The organism is Alloalcanivorax dieselolei B5, assembly GCF_000300005.1.
GTDB classification, from domain to species: domain Bacteria; phylum Pseudomonadota; class Gammaproteobacteria; order Pseudomonadales; family Alcanivoracaceae; genus Alloalcanivorax; species Alloalcanivorax dieselolei.
The window spans coordinates 2,338,296-2,358,669 of the sequence record NC_018691.1 but is presented as its reverse complement, the minus strand read 5'-3'; the positions used below and the strand labels follow the sequence as shown (position 1 = coordinate 2,358,669).

Annotated in this window: 10 protein-coding genes; 9 read left to right on the top strand and 1 reads right to left on the bottom strand. The window is 62.5% G+C overall.

The window, feature by feature from the left end; translation table 11 throughout:
• Positions 1-13 precede the first annotated feature (13 nt).
• Positions 14-12,079 (bottom strand): YadA-like family protein, encoded by a 12,066-nt coding sequence (locus tag B5T_RS23395; RefSeq protein WP_014994499.1) that lies wholly within the window; start codon positions 12,077-12,079, stop codon positions 14-16.
• Between the two features lie 490 nt (positions 12,080-12,569).
• Between B5T_RS23395 and B5T_RS23610 the strand changes: the two genes are divergently transcribed.
• The 9 genes from B5T_RS23610 to B5T_RS22280 all read left to right on the top strand — a co-directional run bounded on the left by B5T_RS23610 (position 12,570) and on the right by B5T_RS22280 (position 20,372).
• Positions 12,570-13,232, top strand: a complete 663-nt coding sequence (locus B5T_RS23610) for a CGNR zinc finger domain-containing protein (protein WP_085942838.1) — start codon at positions 12,570-12,572, stop codon at positions 13,230-13,232.
• Positions 13,233-13,477: 245 nt separating this feature from the next.
• Positions 13,478-14,290, top strand: coding sequence for a ParA family protein (locus B5T_RS10605; RefSeq protein ID WP_014994497.1), 813 nt, complete (start codon positions 13,478-13,480; stop codon positions 14,288-14,290).
• Entirely contained in the window at positions 14,280-14,933 is a 654-nt protein-coding gene (locus tag B5T_RS10600; RefSeq protein ID WP_022995862.1) for a hypothetical protein, read from the top strand. Before B5T_RS10605 ends, B5T_RS10600 begins: the two co-directional genes overlap by 11 nt.
• Positions 14,923-15,747 carry a hypothetical protein gene (locus B5T_RS10595; RefSeq protein ID WP_014994496.1) on the top strand — a complete coding sequence of 275 codons (825 nt, stop codon included), beginning with the start codon at positions 14,923-14,925 and terminating at the stop codon, positions 15,745-15,747. Before B5T_RS10600 ends, B5T_RS10595 begins: the two co-directional genes overlap by 11 nt.
• On the top strand, positions 15,744-16,634 hold the full coding sequence (locus tag B5T_RS10590; protein ID WP_014994495.1) for a DNA adenine methylase: 891 nt from the start codon (positions 15,744-15,746) through the stop codon (positions 16,632-16,634). Before B5T_RS10595 ends, B5T_RS10590 begins: the two co-directional genes overlap by 4 nt.
• Entirely contained in the window at positions 16,631-16,846 is a 216-nt protein-coding gene (locus B5T_RS23390) for a hypothetical protein (RefSeq protein ID WP_022995861.1), read from the top strand. The genes B5T_RS10590 and B5T_RS23390 overlap by 4 nt, the downstream gene beginning before the upstream one ends.
• A complete protein-coding gene (locus tag B5T_RS22285) occupies positions 16,836-18,443 on the top strand; it encodes a ParB family protein (protein ID WP_161631634.1) in 1,608 nt (535 codons plus the stop codon). The genes B5T_RS23390 and B5T_RS22285 overlap by 11 nt, the downstream gene beginning before the upstream one ends.
• Positions 18,431-19,087 (top strand): DUF2857 domain-containing protein, encoded by a 657-nt coding sequence (locus B5T_RS10575; RefSeq protein ID WP_080530911.1) that lies wholly within the window; start codon positions 18,431-18,433, stop codon positions 19,085-19,087. The genes B5T_RS22285 and B5T_RS10575 overlap by 13 nt, the downstream gene beginning before the upstream one ends.
• Before the next feature lie 403 nt (positions 19,088-19,490).
• On the top strand, positions 19,491-20,372 hold the full coding sequence (locus B5T_RS22280; protein WP_051015469.1) for a hypothetical protein: 882 nt from the start codon (positions 19,491-19,493) through the stop codon (positions 20,370-20,372).
• Positions 20,373-20,374: the final 2 nt, after the last annotated feature.

Sequence of the window (20,374 nt, the reverse complement as noted above, 5' to 3'; positions counted from 1 at the left end):
ATGTCCTCTTCGATTACCAGTGGAAGCCCGCGCCAATGCCAGCTCCGAAGTTGCCTTGGGAGTCCCCGGTGGCGTTGAGCTTGAGCACCCAGCGTCCATTATCGGACAGACGTGACAGGCCAACCGCCGCGGCTGATTCACCGTTATAGGTCCCTGCCCCGGCGGAGATCATGCCTTTGCCGGCGAGGTAGGCCTGGGGGATCGACGCGGCGGCCAAGGCAGCGGCCGTGCCAGCGTTGGCATCGTCCTCGACATCATCGATGCGGTTATGAATGCCGCTGATCTCCCGATTGAAGTTCTGATTCAACTGCTGCAGCTGGCCAACGTTCGCGGCATCGGTGGGAGCCTCGCCCGCCGCCACGTTATGGATCTGCGTCGGCGTGCCTTCCTGGCCCAGCGTCACCGAGCTGTAATCCACGCTGCCGTCATCACGGCGATCGTAGTTCACCGATGCGGCTTCCACCGCGCCCAACTGGCGCACATTCACCGCATCCGTCGCTTCGGTACCGCCGGCCACGTTGGTGATCTGGCGTTCACCGCCTTCGCTGCCCACCGAGACCGCGCCTTGCGTCGACGCCACTTGCTCGTTGGAGAAGGCTTCCTGCTGACCGTTCATCCCTTCACGTGAGGCCACGGAGCCCGCACCCAGAGCCACGCCACCTTCACTCTCGGCCCGGGCGCCGTTCCCTGCCGCCACACTGTTGTCACCAGAGGCCACGCTCTCCGGCCCCATGGCCACGCTTTCCGCGCCCTCCGCACGAGCATCGGCGGCATCGGAGTTAGCCTTGAAGTACTTCGTCTCGCTCACCTCGATATTGTTGATCTGGTTTTGCACCTCCCACAGCTGACTGCCATTGACCGCATCGGTGCTGTTCTCGGAGACGTCGCCATCGGCCAGGTTGGTAATGGTCGTGCCCTCGTCACCCTCCAGAGTGATGGAGTCATAATTGACGCTGCCATCGTCGTTGGTGTCGTACTTCACCGCCTGGTCGCCCAGCTGTGCCAGGTCGTTACTGATGTTGCTCACATCACCTTCGACATTGGTCACCCGGTCACCAAGGTCGCTGACGTCGCCTTCAACATTGGTGACGCGATCATCGACCGCTTCCACCGCCTGGTTGGTGGCATGCAACTGGCTGCCGTTGATGGCATCCGTGCTGTCGGCGGAAATCCGGCCCGCCGCCACGTTGGTGATGGTGCGCTCGGCACCCGCCGCACCGACACTGAGCGTACCCACCGGTGCGGCACCGGCAAAGGCATAGGTTTGGCCGCCGATGGTGATGTCGGCGGTGGCGACCGCCTGTTCGGTAACCGCCCCGGCACCCAGCGCCACACTGTTGGCGTCGTCCGCCGTGGCACCCTCGCCCATGGCGATGGCGCCTTCGCCGGTCGCGGTGGCGTCCACCCCGGCGGCGATGGCGTTCACACCCGTGGCACCGTCGTTGGCGTAGTTACCACCTTGCGTGCCACCGTCGTTAACGCTGTAGTAATGCGTCAGACCGGCTTCGACCTCATCGCTGAGGTTCTCGATGACCTCATGGGTGGCATACAGCTGGCTGCCATTGATGGCATCCGTGCTGTTCGCGTCGACTCTGCCCGCCGCCACATTGGTAATGGTGCGCTCGGCACCCGCGGCGCCCACCGAGACGGTCCCTACCGGAGTACCGGCGACAGCGAAGGTCTCGCCACCGATCACCATTTCAGTAGTCGCCACCATTGGCGCGGTGATGCTGTTCGAGCCCAACGCCACGCTATCGGCATCGTCCGCCGTGGCCCCGTCACCCATGGCAATGGCGCCGTCACCCGCCGCGCTGGCATCCACCCCGGCGGCGATGGCGTTCACGCCGGTGGCGCCGTCGTTGTCATAGTTGCCGCCCTGCACACCGTTGTCGTTGACGCTGTAATAGTGCGCGCGGTTCTGGTCGAAGTAATCGAGATTGACCGCGTCGCCGCCATTCACCGGATCGCCGAGGTTGGTGATGGTGTCACCGCCCATGTCGATACCGTTGTCATTGAGGACCGGACCGTTATTGATGGTCAGGCTGTTGCCAATGGTCACGTCGTCCGACAGGTTGAAGGTTACCGCTTCCTCGGTCCCATCGACGGCGTTCTTGGCGATCACCAGGTTACCGTCAGTGTTGGACAGATCCACCGTGTCACCCGGTGCCACATTGGTGGTATCGGCACCCTGGGCGCTCAGGTCCCAGCCGCGGCTGGCCACATCGCTGACGTCCTCAAGCTGGCCGACGTTCACTGCATCGGTATCGTCGACCCCAGCGGTCACCCCAGTGATCCGGCCGCTGTCGCCTTCATTAATGGTGACATTGCCGAATTGGGGGGCATCCGCCATCTGCAGCAGAATGGCGCCGCTGGCCGGGTCGGTCACCGTCTTCAGGTTAATCCCGCTGAAGGTACCGGCGGCACTGGCCTCACCGGTGATCCCCAGGGTCTGCCCCAGATCACGATGAACATCGGCCCCTTCGTTGCCGGCGAAGTTCATGCCCAGCGTGGTCACAGCGTCGCCCGCCTGATCAACGTACTGCTTGTTGACGACGTGCGTATCCTCGGTGACCGGACCATCGTAGTGCGCCTCATTGTTGACCACCGAGAAGTTATCGCCCAGATAGGTATCCCCTTCGACGACAGTGTCGCCCTGGACGGTCAGGTTATTACCGATGGTGATGTCATCGGCGAGGTTAAAGGTCACGTCTTCCTGAGCACCGTCGACGGCATTCTTGGCGATCACCAGATTGCCGTCGGTGTTGGACAGATCCACCGTGTCACCCGGCGCCACGTTGGTGCCATCGGCACCTTGCGCGGTCAGATCCCAACCGGTGTTGGCCACGTCACTGACCTGAGCCAGTTGATCCTCGGTGGCCGCCTGCCCGGAAGTAAAGGCATTGGGGTCGAAGGTCAGATTGGACAGGCCATTGATGGTGTCTCCCGCCGCCATGTTGATGGTGACGTTGCCGAACTGCGGGGAATCCGCCATTTGCAGCAGGATCGCCCCGGTAGTCGGGTCGGTCACCGTTTGCAGGTTGGCGCCGCTATAAGTGCCGGCGGTGGTCGCCTCACCGGTGATCGCCAAGGTCTCGCCCAGGTCGCGATGCACGTCACCCGCCGTATTGTCATTGCCGGTGAAGTTCAGGCCCTGACTGGTCAGATCCTGATTGACCAGATCGAGCTGTTCCTCGGTGGCTGCCCGGCCCACGGTGGCGAAACTCGGATCCGTCAGCGTGGTATTGGACAGCCCGGTGATGTCGTTGCTGGTGGCATCGGTCACCACCGTGCCCACCGTCAGGCTGTTGCCGATGGTTACGTCGTCGGCCAGGTCGAAGGTCACGTCATTGCTGTCGATGGCCTTGCTGACGACGATATTGCCGTCGGCGTTGTTCAGATCCATGGTGTTGCCGGTGACGCTGTCAACGCCGACGTTGGAGGCGTTGCCGCCTTCCGCACTGATGGTCCAGCCTGCACCGATGCCTTCCACCGCCTGGTTGGTGGCGAACAGCTGCGAGCCGTTGATGGCGTCGGTGCTGGCGGCGTTGATACGTCCCGCCGCCACGTTGGTGATGGTGCGCTCGTTACCCAGGTCGCCCACGCTCACCGTGCTTTCCGGTGCGATGCCGGCAAAATTATAGGTGTTGCCGGCGATGGTGGTGCTGGCGGTCCCCACCGCTTCAGCAGTGGCCGAGTTGCTACCCAGCGCCACGCTCTGGTCGTGGCTGACCGTCGCGCCCGCGCCGATCGCCACGCCTTGCTCGGCTTCGGCCAGTGAGGACGAGCCCAGTGCCACACCGTCGGCCAGCATGACGTGCGCGCTGTTCCCGATGGCGGTGCCGCCGGGTGCGGTCATCTCCACGATCGCGCCGTTGCCCATACCGATGCCGTCATCGCCGTTGACCACCGTGTTCGGCCCCACCGCGATGCTGTCCTGGCCCGCCGCGATGGAATCCGGCTCGACCGAGTTGGCATGGAAGTACATGGTTCCGGTGGTGATTACCGAGCCGATCGCGCCCTGCAACTGGCGCACCGTCACCGCATCCTGGGACTCGACACCGTCCGCCACGTTGGTGATTTGACGATAGGAATCGTCATCACCCACGGAGACCGCACCGAGCAGTTCCTTGTCAGTGGTGTTGTAGGTGATGGTGGCGCTACCCGCCGGAATGTTGCCCGAAGCCGGCGCGATGGCGCGATCGGAAACCGAGCCACTGCCCAGTGCCACGCTATCGAGAATGCTGGCATCAGCACCGAAGCCCATGGCCACGGCACCATCCGCTGTTGAGACGGCATTCACCCCGGCGGCGATGGCGTTCAGCCCGGTGGCGCCGTCATTGTCGTAGTTACCTTGGAGGGTTCCGCCGTCATTGACGCTGTAGTAGTGGGCTTTGTTTTCCTCGAAGTAATCGAGATTGACCGCATCGCCACCGCCCACCGGATCACCGAGGTTGGTGATGGTGTCACCGCCCATGTCGATGCCGTTGTCGTTGAGGATCGGGCCGTTGTTGATGGTCAGGCTGTTGCCGATGGTGATGTCATCGGCCAGGTCGAAGGTCACGTCTTCCTGAGCACCGTCGACGGCGTTCTTGGCGATTACCAGATTGCCGTCGGTGTTGGACAGATCCACCGTGTCGCCCGGCGCCACGTTGGTGCCATCAGCACCTTGCGCGGTCAGATCCCAACCGGTGTTGGCCACGTCACTGACCTGAGCCAGTTGATCCTCGGTAGCCGCCTGCCCGGAAGTAAAGGCATTGGGATCGAAGGTCAGATTGGACAGACCATTGATGGTGTCACCCGCCGCCGTGTTGATGGTGACGTTGCCGAACTGCGGGGAATCCGCCATTTGCAGCAGGATCGCCCCGGTGGTCGGGTCGGTCACCGTTTGCAGGTTGGCGCCGCTATAAGTGCCGGCGGTGGTCGCCTCACCGGTGATCCCCAGGGTCTCGCCCAGGTCGCGGTGCACGTCACCCGCGCTGTTGTCATTGCCGGTGAAGTTCATACCCAGCGTGGTCACATCATCACCCATCAGGGTGAGCTGTTCCTCGGTGGCCGCCCTACCCATCGTGGCGAAGCTCGGATCCGTCAACGTGGTGTTGGACAATCCGGTGATATCGTTGCTGGTGGCGTCGGTCACCACCGTGCCCACCGTCAGGCTGTTGCCGATGGTTACGTCGTCGGCCAGGTCGAAGGTCACGTCTTCCTGAGCACCGTCGACGGCGTTCTTGGCGATCACCAGGTTGCCGTCGGTGTTGGACAGATCCACCGTGTCGCCCGGTGCCACGTTGGTGCCGTCGGCGCCCTGCGCGGTCAGATCCCAACCGGTATTGGCCACGTCACTAACCTGCTTCAACTGGTCTTCGGTGGCCGCCTGCCCGGAGGTAAAGGCGTTCGGATCGAAGGTCAGGTTGGACAAGCCATTGATGGTATCGCCGCCCCCAGTGTTCACCGTCACGTTGCCGAAGGTCGGCTGGTCGGTCATCACGATTTCAAGGGTATCGGTGCCGTTGGCCACGGTGCTGATGTTGGTGTTGCCACTGCCGTCAGCGCCGCCGACGATGTTCAGCGTCTCACCCAGCACCCGCTGCACGTCCGTGCCGCTGTCGCCGGCGAAGCCCAGCGGGCTGTCCATCACGCCCTGCAGTTGCTCCTCGGTGGCGGCCCGGCCCAGGGTAGCGAAGCTCGGATCCGTCAGCGTGGTGTTGGACAGACCGGTGATGTCGTTGGTCGCCGCACTGGTCACCACGGAACCCACCGTGACGCTGCTGTTCACCACCACGTCATCGGCCAGGTCGAAGGTCACGTCTTCCTGTGCCCCGTCCACGGCGTTCTTGGCGATCACCAGGTTGCCGTCGGTGTTGGACAGATCCACCGTGTCACCCGGTGCCACATTGGTGGTATCGGCGCCCTGGGCGCTCAGGTCCCAACCGGTTGAAGCAACCGATTCCACCGCCGCCAATTGGGACACATTGACCGCATCCGTATCTTCGGCGCCGGCGGCCACATTGGTGATGCGCCGCTCATTGCCGGCACTGCCCACCGAGACCTCACTGCTCGCCGTCGGCGCGGCCACCGGAATCGGATTGCCACCCGCATCCAACGGTTGATAAGCGGGGCTGCCCAGCGTGCTGCCATCGGCGATCGAGCCCGCGCCCAGAGCCACACTATCGACAGCACTGGCATTGGCACCTAAGCCCAGAGCCGTGGCGCCATCGGCACCCGCCAGAGCATCCACGCCCCCGGCCAGAGCATTGATACCGGTCGCGCCGTCGTTATTGTAGTTGCCACCGACCACACCGTTGTCATTAACGCTGTAGTAGTGAGTCTGACCCGCCTGCAACTGGGCGACGTTGACCGCGTCGGTATCGTTGGTGCCCGCCGCCACATTGGTGATCTGACGGGTCTCGCCGTTACCACCCACGCTGACCGCGCCCCGGGTGCTCAGCCAGGTGCTGCTGGTATCCGTTGAGGGCGCTCCGGTGACCGGATCATAGCCCGCCACGCCAGCGGCTATATTGGCCACCGAGTTGTTACCCAGGGCCACGCCATGGTCAACCGTGCTTGATGAAAGCGTGCCCAGCGCCACCGAGTTAGCACCGCTAGCGGTGGTCAGATACCCCATCGCCACGGCGTTGGTGCCGGAGGCGTTTGTCCGGCCACCCACGGCCACGCCGGAAGCGCCGGTGACGCTGGCCTCCGCGCCCAACGCCACACCCGCCACTGAACTACCCGTGACGAAGCTGTCGTTACCGATGGCGACCGTACCCCAATCACTGGAACCACTACCCAGTGATTGAGCGTTCTCGCCGATGGCCACGCTCAGGTTGCCCGGTACGCTGGCCCCGGTGCCCATGGCGATGGCACTGGTGCCACCGGCGGTGGCACCGCCCACCGCGATCGAGCCGTCGCCGGCGGCACTGGCGTCCACCCCGGCGGCCAGGGCATTGATACCCGTGGCGCCATCGTTGGCGTAGTTACCACCGATCACGCCGTTGTCGTTAACGCTGTAGTAATGCGTCTCGCTGGCCTTGAGTTGGGCAACGTTGACGGCATCACTATCTTCGGTACCGGCGGCCACGCCGGTGATCTGACGGAACACGCCAGTGCCGGCATCGCCCACGGCCACCGCGCCGGTGCTGCTCAGGGTCGCGGCAATGCCCGCATCCAGGCCATCGGCGGCGCCGGTGGTCGGGTTATAGCCCTGGACGCCCGCGCCGGTGTCGGCGATGGCGCCGTTGCCCAGCGCTACCCCTTCGGCCACGGTAACGTCGGCGCCATTACCGATAACAAAGGCATCGGCCACATCCACGTCGTTACCGTTACCGATGATGCGGCTGCCGGTGGCGGTGGCTGCCAGGATATTGTCGTTGCCGAACACCCCGGCCTCGTCGGCGTCGATGGTGTTGTTGTTACCCACGGAATAAGAGCCCGCTCCCGTGATGGTAGTGGGGTCGCCGATGGCGCCGGAGTTGTCGCCATCGACCACGTTCCCGGTGCCAATACTGATGCTGTTCAGGCCGTTGGCCTGGGCGCCGGTACCAATAGCAACGGCGTCATCGGCCGAGGCCAGGGCCTCCGTACCAATAGACACCGTACGATCAGCCTCAACCCTGAGTGCAGGGTCGACATGAACCAGGGTGCCCGCGTAATGCCCGATGGCCACGTTATCGCTGCCGGTGACCCGGTTGCCCGCGAAGTGACCTAAAGCGGCGTTACTGCTGCCGGTCACGATCCGGCCTGCTCTCTCGCCAACGCCAACATTGAAATCACCTTGGGTGGACGCGCCAGCAAGTGCCCCAACGCCAACGTTATTGAAACCAGTGACCGCCGAGCCAGCACTAATCCCCAGGCCGACGTTCTGACTGCCAACCACGGTCCGGCCTGTCTCATGACCGATCGCGAGGTTGTTGATGCCTTCCACGCCCTCGCCCGCATTCTGGCCGATGCCGACGTTGTCCGAGCCGATCACGTTACGCCCGGCGGAGGAGCCGAAAGCGAGGTTCTCGGAACCTTCCACGTTCTGGCCGGACAAACGGCCGTAGGCGACATTGGCGTTACCGGTAACATCCTGCCCGGCCATGAAACCAGTGGCGACATTGAAGCTGCCATTGTCGCCACGCCCCTGACCCGCCAGGCCGCCAATGGCGATATTGTCCCGTCCGCCAACGCCGGCATTGGCGCCGGCGCCATCACCGATCATAACGTCACGGATCGCGGTGGCTTCGGCGCCATTGCCCATTGCCACGGTGCTCTCACCGGTGGCCAAGGCGTTGGTCCCGGCGGCCAGGGCATTGACGCCCGTGGCACCGTCGTTGGCGTAATTACCCTGGACCACACCGTTGTCATTAACGCTGTAGTAATGGGTCTCGCTGGCTTGCAGCTGAGCCACGTTAACCGCATCGGTATCGTTGGTCCCCGCCGCTACATTGGTAATCTGGCGGGTTTCACCCGCACCGCCCACGCTGACCGCGCCCATGGTGCTGGTCCAGGTGGATGACGTGTCGGTGGACGGCAGACCGGTCAGCGGATCGTAACCCGCCACGCCGGCAGCGGTAGCGGCAATTGACCCCGTGCCAAGAGCCACGCCTTCGGCCACGGTCGCCTGGGCCCCCGCGCCGAACGCCGCGCTCTGGCTTCCCGAGGCAGCGGCCCCTGTACCAACGGCTGTCGCTTGCAGGGCTGATGCCGTGGCAAGGGTGCCGACAGCTGTTCCCAAGGGGGCGCCACTGGCGGTCGCCTCCGCGCCAATTGCAACACCCGAAATGCTGGCCGCATCCACCTCGGCACCGTCGCCAAGCGCTGTCGAGAAGAGCGCCAGCGCATTGGCGTCATCACCCACCGCCGTCGCGCCATCGGCCAGGGCAAGCGTTTCCGAACCCAGAGCCGTGGCACCATCTCCCGTGGCCGTGGCCATGTTGCCAACGGCAACGGCCCCGAAATCCGTATTGCCACCATTTGCCGTCGCGGAAGTGCCGATCGCCACGCTGTTATCATCAACCGCACTGGCATTGTTACCAGTGGCAACCCCGCCATCGCCGGCGGCACTGGCGTCCACCCCGGCGGCCAGGGCATTGATACCCGTGGCGCCATCGTTGGCGTAGTTACCACCGATCACGCCGTTGTCGTTAACGCTGTAGTAATGCGTCTCGCTGGCCTTGAGTTGGGCAACGTTGACGGCATCACTATCTTCGGTACCGGCGGCCACGCCGGTGATCTGACGGAACACGCCAGTGCCGGCATCGCCCACGGCCACCGCGCCGGTAGTGCTCAGGGTCGCGGCAATGCCCGCATCCAGGCCATCGGCGGCGCCGGTGGTCGGGTTATAGCCCTGGATGCCGGCGCCGGTGTCGGCGATGGCGCCGTTGCCCAGCGCTACCCCTTCGGCCACGGTAACGTCGGCGCCATTACCGATAACAAAGGCATCGGCCACATCCACGTCGTTACCGTTACCGATGATGCGGCTGCCGGTGGCGGTGGCTGCCAGGATATTGTCGTTGCCGAACACCCCGGCCTCGTCGGCGTCGATGATGTTGTTGTTACCCACGGAATAAGAACCAGACCCCGTGATGGTGGTGGGGTCACCGATGGCGCCGGAACCGATGCCACTGACTTGGTTACCGGTACCAATGCTGATACTGTCCTCGGCCGAGGCCACCGCGCCGGTGCCGATCGCAATGGCATTGGTGCCACTGGCCTGCGCCACGTCGCCCACGGCCACCGAGCTCTGCCCCGTTGCCGTGGATTGATTACCCACCGCGGTACTGGCGAAGGACGTTGCCTGAGTGCCGACGCCCAGCGCCGTGGCATTGACGTTACTTGCCGTGGCGCCAAGACCAAAGGCGGAGGCCTGGCCGCCGCTGGCGCTGGCCGTCGCCCCCACCGCCGTCGCATTACTCCCGGCGGAAGCGGCTTGGTTACCCACCGCCGTGCTGTTGCCTCCTGATGCCAGGGCGGTCACGCCAAGCGCGGTATCTTGCGCCCCGGTCGCCTGAGCTCCGTTACCCACGGCCGTCGTATCGGTATTGGATGCCTGAGTGGCATATCCTAGAGCGGTGCTGGTGGCGCCACTGGCCGAGGAATTGGAGCCGAGCGAAACACTATCCGCTCCCGTGGCCGTGGCATTCGAACCCAGGGCCACGGTATTGCCACCGGTCGCTGTCGCATTCGCCCCTTGGGCGATGTCGTTGGCAATGGTCGCCGAACCATCAACACCGGCCACTGCATTCAGCCCCACGGCAATGCCGCCGGCGTTGTAGGCCGTGGCGGCGTCCCCGACCGCGACACTGCTGGTGCCACTGGCGGCGGTATCCACCCCGGCGGCCAGCGCATTGACACCTGTGGCACCGTCGTTGGCATAGTTACCACTGATCATGTTGTTGTCATTGACGCTGTAGTAATGCGTCTCGCTGGCTTTCAACTGAGCGACGTTGACCGCATCGGAATCCTCGCTACCGGCGGCCACCCCGGTGATCTGGCGGAACACGCCGGTGCCGGCATCACCCACCGCCACCGCGCCGGTAGTGCTCAGGGTCGCGGCAATGCCTGCATCCAGGCCATCGGCGGCGCTGGTGGTCGGGTTATAACCCGCCACACCCGCACCGGTATCGGATAGCGAACCGTTGCCCAGCGCCACCCCCTCGGCGACGGTGACGTCCGCGCCGTTGCCGATCACAAAGGCGTCGGCCACATCCACGTCGTTGTCGTTGCCGATGATGCGGCTGCCAGTGGCGGTCGCCGCCAGAATATTGCGATTACCGAACACACCCGCCTCATCGGCGTCGATGGTGTTGTCGTTACCCACGGAATAAGAACCAGCCCCCGTGATGGTGGTGGGGTCGCCGATGGCGCCGCTGCCATCGCCGGAAACGGTGTTACCAGTACCGATGGAAATGGACTGAGCGCCGCTGGCCGTGGCGCCGTCCCCCATGGCGATGGACGAAAGTCCAGATGCGGTGCTTGCCCGGCCATAGGCCATGGCGCCCTCGGCGGTCGCCTGGGCGGTCGTCCCAAGAGCGGCGCTATCGATGCCCGATGCCACTGCACCGGTGCCCAGGGTAGTCGCTCTTTCGCCACTGGAGAGCGCCTGCGAACCGATCGCGATACCGTCAACCGCGGTGACACGGGTGCCCGTGGCATCCACTGTTCCATTGGACGTCTCATCGGTGGCGCCGCCAATCGCGATGCCTCGCGTGGCGCCGGTTTCCACCCGGCTGCCAAGCCCCACGGCCGTACCGGCACTGGCATCGGCCCAGGCTCGCCGCCCCAGCGCCGTGGTGTTGTTCTGCAACGCGTCCGCATCGACACCCACGGCAGTCGTGCCAGAACCGATCGCACGAGTTAACTGGCCGATCGCAATAGCGTGGTTCACCGTCGCCTCGGCACGATCACCAATCGCTATCGTAGCGAAATCACTAGCCGTGGCCCGCGGTCCCATGGCGATACTGGCTTGTCCGGAAGCCTGCGCGCCGCGCACGGCATCCGAGCCAATGGCAATGGAGTTGAGACCAGAAGCGATGGTGGAATCCGCCTCCGCCAGTGGCGTTGTGCCATCCCCGCCGGCGCCGCCGATCGCCACCGAGTTACGCGCTGTCGCCTGGCTACCGAAGCCCAGGGCGGTACTGGCCAACCCCGTGGCGCGGCTTTCGAGGCCTAAAGCGGAAGCCCAGTACCCTGCACGAGCGTTAAAACCAAAAGCCGCGCCGCCCCTGGCAGTCACCTGACTGAAAGTACCGTAGACCGTGGCGGCGGTTTGGTTGTTGCCGCTGGCATCACAGCCCGCCACCGTGGAGTAGGTGCCAGTGCCATCGACGGGATCAGCACTGGTATTGCCAGTTGTAAGTCGCCCGATCTCCCCCCCTCCCCCAGCCGAGACGCAGGAGCCACCGTCCGTGGCGAATTTCCTGGCCTGGGCCTGCTCACTACCCATCACGAATACACCAAGAGCGATGGAGACACCGATGGCGAGGAGGGAGCGGCGCATCAGGCCGTGGTGGGATTGGGTGTGACTGATGATGGGCTCCGAAGTCACCCCGTTCTGGTGGCGTGCCCCGTGCAAAACGATTCGAGAGGAAAGGCTCATCCTGATCACTCCTTGCATCCTGGAGTACGAGACAAATTCCTTTTCACATTGGCGCCGCCTTAACTACCGAACTGCTTTCCACCCAGCGCATTATGTCGAAAGGGAATTGTCGGCTAGTGCTTTAGTTTCTAATTTTTACGGCAAAAAAAATTATCGGACGCACACCATCACAAGGCGCGGCATCGATAACGACATTCCGATACTGATCGGACAAACAAGATCAATGCAATAAAAAAACGACCAGGTCACATTTTTTTACTAGACACGATATCGGTGAAATAAACCTCTAACACCTTGCAAACACTCATTTTTCTCAAAAAAATCTGCGCCCCAAAAAAATAATTTTTTTACATTTTCGCATATGTATTTTCTTTCATTGATAAATAATATATTTATTTGCAAGAAAGAAGATTTGCATTGAACCCTCAGGCAATAACCTGTTAGAAGTCATTAAAGGGTTACAACAAAAGCGTAAAAAACTGGATGCATTATGCGTAAAAGGATTTCGGTGGTACCTCCCTGGAAGAATGCCAATTTTATTGGCGGCCATCCGGCACTCGATCTGGCCAATACGATTTCCAACCGAAAACAATCAACCGTGGATAACGATCTGCTCAGATCCGTATCGGACATCAGCTCCTGGTGCCAATCCGCTGGTTTGATCTCGTCGCCGCAGGCACGGGCACTTATCCGTTATGGAAGCGAGGAACTGGTGGACACGGTCCACCATGTCCGTTCGCACATATGGGACGTATTCGATACCGTCTCGGACGGCGGGGCCCCCTCTTCAAGGGCCATGGGAGGGTTGTTACGACTGGCAGGCCTTGGTGTAAGCGCGGAAATTATCGCGTTCAGTGATGCTCAAATGAAAACACTGACGGGAAATCTGGCGGAACCTGAAACGATCCCTCCAGCTTTGGCTCTGCTTGCGCTCGAAGCACTCTTTACCTTGCCAAAGGATCGTGTCAGAGCCTGCCCGGGTTGCGGCTGCTTATTCGTTGACACCTCCAGGGGAGGGCGCAGGCGGTGGTGCAGTATGCGGACTTGCGGGAACAAGGAGAAAGCCGCCCGGCATCGACATAATAATCACATGGATCCCCAGGACATCCGCCATGACGTGGCTTTTCGCCATATGCGGCTTCCGGGTTCGTAACCATATAAACCCAGTACACCGGTTTCATGAATGGTGACTCCAACGCGGCAACCAGCGCCAGAAGGCAGGACAAGAGAACATGGGGGCTTCGGAGGCGTTGAATCTGGTGCGGGTAGCCGGACTCGAACCGGCACGACCTAGCGGTCGAGAGATTTTAAGTCTCTTGGCCTAAATCCTCCCTAACTCAGAGCACTCTCGAATCATTAAAGTTCCTATCGGATACCTCTAAACAATAGAGGTGTCCAATGATAGTGACCATCTGTTCCACCAAAGGCGGGGTCGGCAAAACGACCACCACCGCCAATCTCGGGGGCATCCTGGCTGACGCAGGACAACGTGTTCTGCTGGTCGATGCCGATATCCAACCCACCCTCTCCAGCTACTACCCCCTCTCTGAGCGATCACCCTACGGCCTGCACCAGCTGGTTACCAGCGGCAACGTCGAGGGCTGCATCAGCCAAACCACCCTCCCCAATCTGGACATCGTCATCAGTGACGATCCAGAAGGAAGCCTTGAAACTTGGATCCTGCACACTCCCGATGGCCGTATTCGCATGCGCACTGCGCTGCGGGCTGTCCAGGACTATGACGTTGTCTTGATCGATACGCAGGGCGCCGTCGGGCCGCTGCAGGACGTTGGCGTGCTCGCCGGCGACCTCCTCCTTTCGCCCATTCCCCCTGAAATCCTCTCCGCCCGCGAGTTTGCCCGCGGCACGCTGGGCATGCTCGACCGGCTGCAGCCCATGCAGCATCTCGGTGCCCCGGTCGGCCATCTCTATGGCCTTCTCTACCGCATGGATCACACGGTGGATGCCCGCCAGGTGGCCGATACACTCAGGAAGGCAACCTTCGCCGAATCACGCGGCACCATCTCCGTGCTCGATACGGTGGTTCCCTCCACCGTGGTGTACCGCGAAGCCGCCACCGCCCAGGTTCCTGTCCATCGGCTGGAACGCCGGCGTCGAGGCACCGCCCCTTCCGCCCTGGAAACCCTGTCCGCTCTGGTCCGCGAGGTGTTCCCTCATATCGATTTGGGAGGGCTTCGCGATGAGATTTAAACCTTCCTTCGAAGAGCTGTTGGACGAAATGTCCACTGCGATCGCTGTGCACTTGGGCATCGAGATTGGCAAAGCCAGTCTGGACAACTCCCCCTGGCACAACGCGCTCAATGCGATCAAGAAAGCCGCCGAATCCAAAACGGCCGAGCTCCCAATGACGCCAGAACAGGCTCTCTTGCAAGAGGCAAAACACGCCCTGACCGCCATCGCCCTATGTCCCCGGTCCGACTCAGAGATCGAAGACCTGCTTGAGCGTATCGACCAAGCCGAAGTAACGGCCTGCCGGATCGCGGACTTTCTGTTCGAGTCCTCCAATCCAGAAGCGGCCCGCACACGGGAAGGGGCGCCGCAGCGCCAAGTCCAACGCGCCGTCGCCTACGACGCTTTTGAAGAACAACTCGTTGTCATGACGCGGACGTCAACCCCGACTCATGCGCTCAAGGAACAGGATCTATCCGCTCTACAGCGCGACGCCGACCGTTATCGTTGGTTAAGGCACGATGCCAAGGTCAGTGCTGTGACCGTTGGGGCACTTCGCGACAAATACCACCTGCGGACACTTCTGGCCGGCGACCTTGACGCCGTCCTCGATGCCGCCCGCCGCCGCCAAACGCAGCGCGGAGGAGCGGACCATGGTGCGTAAGCAGCGTTTCATTTCGTTTATTCCGCCGCTGATTCAAGCGTTACACACCGGCCGCAAGACACAAACCCGGCGCCTGCAAGGCCTGGATGTTATTAATCAGGATCCGGATCACTGGGTGCCGCTCCACGCGGCGGTGACGCTCGATACCACCGGGCAGCTGGGCGTGGCGTTTCAGCACCTGGAGACGGGAGACCGTCAGTGGCTGCCCTGCCCCTACGGCGGTCCAGGTTCTCACCTCTGGGTGAAGGAACCCTGGTCCAGCCTGGTGGAGCAGCACGAGGACGGGGTCGAGCGTCATTGCGTGGCGTATGAAGGCACGCCTCGTGTTGGCATCCGCACACCAGGTTGTTTGGGGGCCGTGGACCACATCCGCTACCTGGATGACGATACCGATCTGTCGGAGCACTACTTCGGGTGGCCCCTGCGCTGGCGCGCCGCTCGGTACATGCCCCGACGGTTCAGCCGGTTCACGTTGACGCTGACCCAGGTTCGCGTGGAGCGGCTGCAGGACATCAGCGATGCCTCGCCCTCCAACGACTGCACGGCCGAGGGTGTGTTTCATACCGGCTTTCCCCTCCCCACTTACACGAAGTGGCGGGCCGCCGGTTACCGATCCTGTGAAAAGCAGGCGTTCGCTCAGCTCTGGTCACGGCTCCATGGCGACCATGAGACCGGCGGTTGGGACGCGAATCCCTACGTCTGGGTGCTGTCGTTTAAGGTGCGCCAGGCGAACATCGACACCTTGGATCATAGCGATGCTGCCTACACAGCCTCCACTCCGCCCGCGTTGACCGTGGCGGGAGGCGCCTCATGACCCTCCCCGCCCCGATCCTGCGTTACCACGGCGGCAAGTTCCGCATTGCCGATTGGCTGATCCAGCACTTCCCGCCCCACCAGGTCTATGTCGAACCCTTCGGCGGTGGCGCCAGCGTTCTATTGAGTAAACCGCCGGCGCCGGCTGAGGTGTACAACGACCTGGACAGCGAGATCGTCAATCTCTTCCGGGTATTGCGTGATCCTCATGACGCCCGCGTGCTAGCACAGCAATGCCAGTACACCCCCTACGCCCGCGAAGAGTTCGAGCAGGCGCAGATCCCCTCGGATCAGCCCATTGAACAAGCCCGACGCACTCTGGTGCGGTCGTGGTTCAGTTTCGGCAGTGCGGGGGCCACCCGGGGTCGCACCGGCATGCGAACGTTCACTAAGCCAGATAGCGCCTATTTGGGCGTGGCGCAAGCCTGGTCACGAGTAAGCCGGCTGATTCCGGTCGTCACTGAGCGTCTGAGTCGCGTGGTCATCGAGCATCGCCCCGCGATTGACGTGATGCGCAACCACGACAGTCCCACCACGTTGCATTATGTGGATCCTCCTTACCTGCCTGAAACCCGTTCCAGCGGCGGTACCCGTTACTACCGCCATGAACTGACTCAAGAAGACCACGAGGTCCTTCTTGATGTTCTTCAGGGACTCACGGGGATGGTACTCCTCTCCGGCTACGCCCATCCCTTGTACGACCAGTGCTTGCCCGGCTGGCATCGCGCGTCCCTCGCCACCAGCGGCTCCAGCCGCTTCGGCTCCACATCCCGCACCGAGTGCCTCTGGCTCAACCCCCAGGCTCAACACGGCCTCGCTCAGCTGGATCTGTTTGATTCTTTTCATCGTTCCGACTGCTTTGATCGCACGGGAGGTATCGCCTCATGAACGTCTCCAACCCCGTCATTGCCCGCATCGTCGAAGCCAAGGTGCGTCCCCTCGGCGCCACCCCTGCCGTTATCCATGCCGCGCCCAAGCTGGCGATTGCTGCGATCCACCATGGCGAGCGACGTATTCCCGCCATCCACTTGGCGGTGGCCTGGGCGGCCATGCACACCGATCAAAACGCCTCAGCAAAACGGGAGGTGGATGATGAGTAAAAAGAGACCTTCTTCCGAACAGGTGGCATCCCTGATTGCCACCCCCTTATTCCGGCGTGATCAGAAAAACGGCAGCGGCGCCGCGACGCCCTCCACCGACCCGATCACCAGTACGCCGATGCGTATGGACGTGGATCAGATCCGCCGGTACGACCACGATCCGCGCCGTAACCGCAACAGCAAATACGCGGAGATTAAAGCCTCGATCCTGGCGGCCGGTGATCAGGAAGATCCTTTGGAGAGCCCTCTCGTGGTCACAAAGCGGCCCGGCGACCCGGATCCGCGGTACATGGTCAGTGCCGGCGGCAATACCCGCCTGTGCATCCTGCAGGAGCTCTGGAAGGAAACCGGCAACGAGCGGTTCAAACAAACCTGGGTCATCTTTAAACCCTGGGACAGTGAGTGCCGCACGCTGCTCTCCCACCTGAAGGAAAACGATCTGCGCGGGGATCTCATTTTTATCGATCGGGCGATGGCGATCCGGCATGTTCGGGACCTGATTCGGGAAGAGCAGGAAAGAGAAAAGCTGTCGCAGAGAGAACTGGCCGAGGCGTTGGACTGCCAAGGATATCGAGTCAGCCAGTCACTCATTGTTTGGTATGACTACGCCGTCGATGTGCTTTATTCCCTGATCCCCACCGCGCTGGATAGCGGCATGGGCCGCCCGCAGGTGGAGCGGCTGCGCGGGCTCCACAATGCGTTCCGCGATGTCTGCCAGGCGTTCGGTCTCGGGGACGATGTGGAAGGCGTGTTCGCCGCCGTCGTATCTCGCAACGATCAGATCGACATCGACATGGACCACATCCGGCGGGAACTGGAATCGGAAATCTCGGTGTCCGCCGACTGCGATATCGGGCGCGCCAGCCTGGCGCTCGGAGCCGCCCTGGACGGCGGAGAGATCCTCGTGCCCGACGACGACACCGAGGACGATCTCGATTTCCTGGACGCGACACCCGGTACGGAGAGTTTGGATACCGAAGGGGGCCTTGATGCTCCTGGGTACGCCAACAACGTCGGCGAGGCGTCCACTCAGGAAAGCAGCGACGACACGGTAGACGACGACGGTCCTGAACTTCCGTCGTTCGGTGTCGACGATGATCTGCCTGGGCAACCCTCAACAACGACCTTCCAAGATGAATACAGGGCGTCCGCAGCGGAGACACCCGCGTCATCGTCGGTGTTTGAGTCTTCATCCCATTCAACCGTGGCGTCCGAGACCACACCGGATCTGGCCGATCTACGCGCACACGCGTGGGACCTGGCGGCGGCCATCGCCGCCGATGCGGGCCTTTCCGAACCCCTCTCCCTACCTGAAAGCGGGTTCGGCTTCGTGCTGTTGCCGGAACCGGCGGACGGACACGCCGCCTGTGTGTGGTGGCAATTGGCCAGCTTGGCTGGACAGCATCCCAATCAGACGGCCTTGGCCGATCACCTGCCTCCAGATTGGGTCGATCATGTCCCCACCTTCAATCCCTTCCACCTGGCTTCTGAGCTGTACCTGCGCTGGTCCGACACGCAGTGGCATGTCTTCACCAAGTTGGTGGCGCTCGTTCGGTCCATTCATTCCGTCACGGAGGGCGAACCATGGATATCCTAATGCGGCACAAGGAAGCGCAATTGACCCGCGCATTATTAACCTACGCAGCGGAGTGTCTGCACGATGGCGACTACGCCGCCCTACGGGATCTTGGGTTCGGCGAAGAGGAGCTACGGTCTCTCCAAAGTCTCACCATCGAGACCGTCACGCTGTTGTCCCATCATCTTCAGTTGCATGGCCATGTGCTGCAGGTCCGGTTGGATCGCGGCGCGTTCCGGCAGCTGCTCGCTCAAGTACACCGTGAATCCGAACGGACGCACCTCAAGCGCGAGCTGGTGCGCCGTGAAGCGCCGGCGGAACTGATGGCGGTGTTGTACAACATGGGCGTCCGGGAATACACCGGCCTGCGCCGCGCCGTGCGGCTCACTCGCGGCCCCGGCCGGCCACCGGATCCGGATGAGGCCACCATTGAGGTGGTCTGGCGGGCATGGAAGAACCACTGTGGGGCCCAGGATCCCGCGGAGTTGACGCCCGAGGACTGGCTGTCTCTGTCGGAAAGGACCGGTCGGGATCTGAGGGTAATCTATCGCATCCTCAGCGAGTGCCCGGCAGCCCCGGCCCAGCGGGCTGGCAAGCGGACTTCGCAGCGGAATGCCCACGCCACGCACTCGGAAACCGCATCGCGGCGAGCCGTGGGTCGATAGCAATGATCCCCGCTCCCCTCCTTCGGTGCCACCGCCGCAGGGCAGGTAGGACGTGTGCGACCTGGCACGCGCCCTACCCCGTGGCCGACGGCGCCCGCGCGTCCGCGCTTTCTTCTACATTGCGTTTAAAAGACGCACAAAGAAAAACGGCTTCATTCCAGGCGCCTACCAGGAATGAAGCCGCTATTTTTCAGATCGACATCAACGCCGCCAGCGTTTTATCGAATCTCACCTACACGAACACGAACACGTTCGACATGGACACGCTCACGCTCGCTTCTTCGGAGCCTATCGCTCCCGCGAGCGTGTTGCAAGTGTCGATTTTATTGCATTTGTGGCAACGAGAGAGGGAGTCTGCGGTTCGCTACCCCGCCCCCTCTCCCGCGCTTGCGGGAGGGAGGCGATGGACACCCATTTAGGGAAAGACAGCCACCTCCTGGGCACCTTGCCGACGCGGGTCAAGTACAGTCCATCCGCCAGGGGCTATCTGTCCAATCTGCTTCAGTCCAGCCCCTTACCGGATATCCTGAAAGACGCCGGGGGACGGCTGATGGCTTATGTTTATTGGCCAACCCGCGTGTTGCCGTCACTCAACACTGCCAATGGCAGTTGGCGGCAGCAGCGCGTGGAGCGCCGGGACGCCTGCGTGCGGCTGGGTTTGGCGCTGTTGCGCTATGTGGATCTGGCAAGCCTACGGGTGGGCATCCCGACACGAGAGGGATTCCGCCCCCTCACCTTGTCGTACCTGGGTTACAAGGCAGGACTCTGCCCAGGACCTACACGAGTATCGCGGAAGGTGGAGAGGGCCTGGCGTGACCTGCGGAACGCTGGCGTGGTCGTCTCCAGCCAGGTCCGCCGTTTCATTGACGGCGAGTGGCACACCTTCGTGGCCCTGAAAGCCTTACGCGTGGAGTTTTTTGAGGCACTGGGGTTCTCGAAACGGCGCGTGAAACGCGAACGCAACACCGCCAGCCGACGCTTGGAAAAACAGGCACGGAAGTGGTCCCAGTCCGGAACCGATCCACGATCCCTGTCGGACATCGCCCGGTTCATGCTGATCCTGAAGGGGCGCGCGTTTGGCAGTTCAACGTCCCAGCATGGTAGCGTCGGCAGTGCCCCCTCCCCTCAGTCTCCACCCACAGGACCACCGCAAACTTGGTCGAACTGGAATGAGGAAACACGGCGAGCTTACACCCTGAAATGCGCCGATCTGATGATCCAGGATCCGACCCTCTCCCCTGATGTTGTCCACCGCGCCGCGCTGACTTGGTTGCAGTCACGGTAAGT